The organism is Alteromonas sp. 5NW40-0090 (genome assembly GCF_057552975.1).
On record NZ_BAAJLT010000023.1, the window covers coordinates 1 to 4518 of the forward strand.

The window sequence follows — 4518 nt, forward strand, 5'->3', positions numbered from 1 at the left end:
TATGCCCGTCTACCAAGTTAGACTTTCGTATAAGACCACAGTCGCATTGTTACATTCCATTCACATGTTTAGGCTTGCGCTTTTCTTCGCGCAATCTAAAGGTGTTATGTGTCACAAGAAAGTTCTTCTTATCAAAATCTTCACAAGCCGAGCAGTAGTTTTAAATCAAGAGACGATTATTTAAATCACGAACTTCAAATACTTTCTCCAAAACGTTGGCGGTTGAACCTGCCTGGTAAAGACTACCGCGTTGAGTGGGAAGACTTTGTGCCAGGCATGGCGGCGACCATAGGAAAAATCGTTATGGTTGCCGCCGTAGTAGGTGCATTCGCAGCACCGCTAGGGCTGTCTCCTGAGTTTGTTATTGAAAACGTGCGCTTTGAATTACTCATTGCAGCAGTCTTGTTCGTTGTTCTAATTTCCGGTTTTCTGAACCCGTCAGCTAATTTAGCAGGTACACACGGCCCCTTACTGCCCTTGGTACCCCTTATTGTTGCATCTGGCGGCCACCCCATGGCGCTCGGTCTGCTCATTGGACTCTTTGGTTTTATTTTAGGAATAACGAAGGGCGGCAGTGTGCTTGCTAGGCTAACCAGTAACGGTGTATGCGGTGGGCTGCTGTTGTACTTAGGGTTTATTGGCATTACAGGCCAGGTGAAGAAACTCTTTGCGTGGGCAGAAAGCTTCGATATGGCTTACTTAGCCTTCGTAGTGATCATTGCCACTATTTTAATGTATGCATGGCTAGAGCATATTCAAAAGCGCTGGCTAGCCATACCGCTTGGTGCGGTGATGGCGGCGGTCATTGCGTTTTCCTTCGGTGCGCCATTTGAGTTCACAACGTCGCCGGGTATGCCTAACTTGAACCCTGCTTATTGGTGGGGGGAAGACACAGGTTGGAAACTAGGTCTGCCAGACTGGTCACATTTCATTGCTGTGCTGCCTTTTGCTGTGCTGGCTGTGTCTATGTGGTCGCCAGACTTCTTAGGTCATCAAGTCTTCCAAAAGCTTAGCTACCCTAAAAAAAGTGAACGAGCGCACATGAATATAGATGACACCATGATTGCTGCATCTAGTCGTCAGGCCGTGGGAAGCCTACTGGGAGGGGGTAACATCTCATCTTCGTGGGGGACCTACATTATTCCGGCTTCAATCGCGCGCAGACCCATACCCGGTGGTGCATTAGTTACTGGCTTTTTATGCGTTGTAGCGGCACTTTGGGGTTACCCCATGGATCTAGCAATTTGGCCGCCAGTGCTTTGCGTAGCGCTTATTGTTGGGGTCTTTCTGCCGCTAATGGAAGCCGGTATGCAAATGACGCGTGAAGGTAAAACGACCCAGTCTGCCGCATTGGTAGTGATTTCATCTGTATTAGTTAATCCGGTATTCGGATGGTCTTTTACCATGCTTTTGGATAATTTGGGGCTCGTTGGGTGTAAAGATAGAGCTGGAGAGCTCGGCAAAGCAGGGCGTTGGCTAATTCCAGGAATTACGTTTTTGGTGCTATGTACCGTTATGGCACTAATTGGTATGTTCCCGGGTGTGCCCGCGATTATGGAAACCTTCAGAATGTGATGAGGGCTTTTGGGTAAGGTTACTCCTTTAAAGTTCACGTTACTGAAACCAGATAGGCTATTACGCGAACGGCGTCGGAGGTGTTCCTCCACGCCGTTTTTACTTAATTTATTAAGCTGATATCCCTCATCTACTGAAGTTATGTTTCTACTATATAAATCAAGCGTTAGGCGTACCTCAGTTTACGTGTCCCAATAGGGCGTACTTTCAAAATAGCTTGATAAAAAGTCAATGAAAACCCTTAGCTTATTAGAAATGAGCTTACGATGAGGATAGACCGCATACAAAGAGATAGCTTGCGGTACGAAATCGTCCAGTATGGACACGAGTTCGCCGTTTTTGAGCGCTTCACCGGCAATGAAGGTAGGTTGAAGTACATAACCTTCACCCTTCTTTGCTACATTGGTTAGGACTTCTCCATTATTGGCGGTTAGCTTAGGCGTCACAGTCTGGGCATTTGCTTTAAGCGCCGCAATAAGCACTGATTTATCGTTATCATAGTTGACGTAGGAGTACTCAAGATAGTGTTCAGGTTTTAATTCGGTTGGATGTTGCGGTGTGCCATATTTTTCCAGGTAGGCTGGTGAAGCGCACAGGGCCAGCTTTATCGTTGTGATTTTCTTGGCCACCAGCGACGAGTTAGCTAGGTGACCTGCACGTATTGCTACATCAAACCCTTCGTCTATCACATCAATCTTTCTGTCGTTTAGCTGCAAGTTTATCGATACGTGAGGGTGTGCTTGTTGAAACGCACTGAGTGCACTCGCTAAATGTAATGTTGAGAAAGAGACAGGGGCACTTACGTGCAGAACTCCCTTTGCTTCTGTATTGAGCAATCCAAGCTGACTTTCCATATCGGTTACGCTTTCAAGAATATGATTTGCATGTTGCAAACACTGCTGACCAGCCTCGGTTAGGTGAATTTTTCTTGTAGTGCGATTGAATAAACGCGTATCAAGTTGCTTCTCTAATTCGGCAACATACTTGCTTACGAGTTGGTTTGACGTGTCTAGCTTTTCTGCAGCTTTTGTAAAACTGCCTTCATTCGCAACAACGCAGAAGGTTTTCAGTAGCGATAATTTATCCATCGTTCAGCCATTCGCTCAATAAACAACAAGTTGTTGGTAATCATTCAATATTTAACTGCTTTATTCAATAGGTGTTGGTAACTATTCTATATGCATCAGGTTAGCGCTGTGCCAACTCAATGAAGTCAGGCACAGCGTTCATCACTTTTTAGATATGACACTTTCAATTACGAGAGACTTTGAGGATTCAACAATGAACAAGCAATTTCTGAAAAACATTTTTACTTCTAATAGCAGTATTTCTAGTTTGGTTTTACGTGTGCCTGTGGGCATTATTCTTACCGCACACGGCGCACAAAAGCTTTTTGCGTGGTTTGGTGGTTATGGATTAGAAGGCACAGGTCAGTGGATGGAAAGCATTGGTTTAGCGCCAGGCTTTTTAATGGCATTGCTGGCCGGCAGCGCTGAGTTTTTTGGCGGGCTAGCGCTTATTATAGGTTTTCTAACACGCCCAGCCGCTTTAGTAAGTGCATTCACAATGGTGATTGCGATTTTTAGTGTACATGCAGCAAACGGTTTATTTATGACTAACAACGGTTACGAGTTTGCACTAACCCTACTTGCTGCAACAAGTGCGCTAGCTATTCAAGGTGGCGGTAAATTTTCAATCGACTCTCTTATTAGTCACAAGCTTAATAAATAGCGGTTGTGAGATTCAACGACTAACGAAACCGGCCCAAATGCGCCGGTTTCAATGGCTATAGAGCCCTTATATCAATCCGCATAGATCATTGCCCACTCAGAAGACGCTGGCAAGTTTCCTAGCGAAGCGTGGGAATGCAGGAATGGTATTCTCTACATCTAACAAGGTATGGTTTTATGCAACAGCGAACGCAAACTCACCCGTCTGTGAGAATTAACACCGCTTATATTTCTCATGGTGGAGGGCCGCTTCCACTTCTTGAAATGCAGTCAGTAGGAGAGGCGAGAACGCCTGCCTATCACATTGAAATGATTGAAGCGCTCAAAGCATTATCAACAGATTTACCCAAACCTGATGCAGTCATAGTGATTAGTGCCCATTGGGAAGATACTGAAGTCTGTGTAACTACTCACCCAGAACCTTCCTTGATTTATGACTATTATGGCTTCCCTAAAGAGGCGTATTCCCTTGAATATCCGGCCAAAGGGGAAGTAGCACTTGCAACTTTATTACTAAAGCGTTTAGCAGAACAAGGCATCGCTGTACGAGAGGATAGGGCACGTGGTTTCGATCATGGAATGTTCATTCCCCTAAGTGTTATGTATCCCAGTGCCGATGTACCCTGTATTCAACTATCCATTACGTCTGATTTGGATTCGGAAAAGCATGTGCTATTGGGGGAAGCAATTAGGAAAGCTGTTGAACTCGGGGTAGAGCCTGTAAATAGTGAAGCAAAGAACGAAGTGAATATTTTAGTATTGGGCTCGGGGTCTTCTTTTCACAATATGCAGGGCTTTTTTGATAGCTCCGATGAGGCAATGCGAAAAGCAACGCGCTTTAATAACTGGCTTCAGACAACTATGCAGACCAGTGCCTATAGCGAGAATGAACGCAAAGCTCGTCTTGTTGAATGGTACAGCGCGCCGGATGCGCGATATGCTCATCCTAGGGAAGAGCACCTTCTTCCACTCCATGTTTGTTACGGCGTTAATAATAGAGCAGCTGATAAAGCCATGTCTTTAACGCTTCTAACCAAACCTGCAAGCATGTTTGTGTGGTCTGATTGACCAGTGCTTCATATTGCCGTGTCAGTGTAGCACCTGATTGAATAACGGCTGCTTTATACGAGAGCAACTAAATTTTGAACACTTTGATTATCAATTGGTCGTTTGAGTAAAAATGTTAAAATTAGGGCTTTACAGTCCCACATAA

4 protein-coding genes are annotated in these 4518 nt (G+C 45.0%); 3 read left to right on the forward strand and 1 reads right to left on the reverse strand.

The window, feature by feature from the left end:
- The first annotated feature begins 108 nt into the window (after positions 1-108).
- Positions 109-1575 carry a DUF3360 family protein gene (locus tag AC27KT_RS19670; RefSeq protein WP_334037321.1) on the forward strand — a complete coding sequence of 489 codons (1467 nt, stop codon included), beginning with the start codon at positions 109-111 and terminating at the stop codon, positions 1573-1575.
- A gap of 182 nt (positions 1576-1757) precedes the next feature.
- On the opposite strand, the gene AC27KT_RS19675 is transcribed toward AC27KT_RS19670, so the two are convergent.
- Positions 1758-2663: a LysR family transcriptional regulator gene (locus AC27KT_RS19675; protein WP_487132767.1), complete on the reverse strand. Its 906-nt coding sequence runs from the start codon at positions 2661-2663 to the stop codon at positions 1758-1760.
- Between the two features lie 193 nt (positions 2664-2856).
- On the opposite strand from AC27KT_RS19675, the gene AC27KT_RS19680 reads away from it, so the two are divergent.
- Together AC27KT_RS19680 and AC27KT_RS19685 are read left to right on the forward strand one after the other, a co-directional pair.
- The gene (locus AC27KT_RS19680; protein ID WP_487132769.1) at positions 2857-3306 is read left to right on the forward strand and encodes a DoxX family protein; all 450 of its coding nucleotides are present in this window, start codon (positions 2857-2859) and stop codon (positions 3304-3306) included.
- Positions 3307-3482: 176 nt separating this feature from the next.
- Complete coding sequence (locus AC27KT_RS19685; RefSeq protein WP_487132771.1) at positions 3483-4373, forward strand: DODA-type extradiol aromatic ring-opening family dioxygenase; 891 nt, start codon at positions 3483-3485, stop codon at positions 4371-4373.
- Positions 4374-4518: the final 145 nt, after the last annotated feature.

Excerpts from the sequence above, each read along its gene's own strand:
- AC27KT_RS19675 (WP_487132767.1), bottom strand. The coding sequence starts at position 2,663 with ATGGATAAATTATCGCTACTGAAAACCTTCTGCGTTGTTGCGAATGAA.
- AC27KT_RS19685 (WP_487132771.1), top strand. The coding sequence starts at position 3,483 with ATGCAACAGCGAACGCAAACTCACCCGTCTGTGAGAATTAACACCGCT.
- AC27KT_RS19680 (WP_487132769.1), top strand. The coding sequence starts at position 2,857 with ATGAACAAGCAATTTCTGAAAAACATTTTTACTTCTAATAGCAGTATT.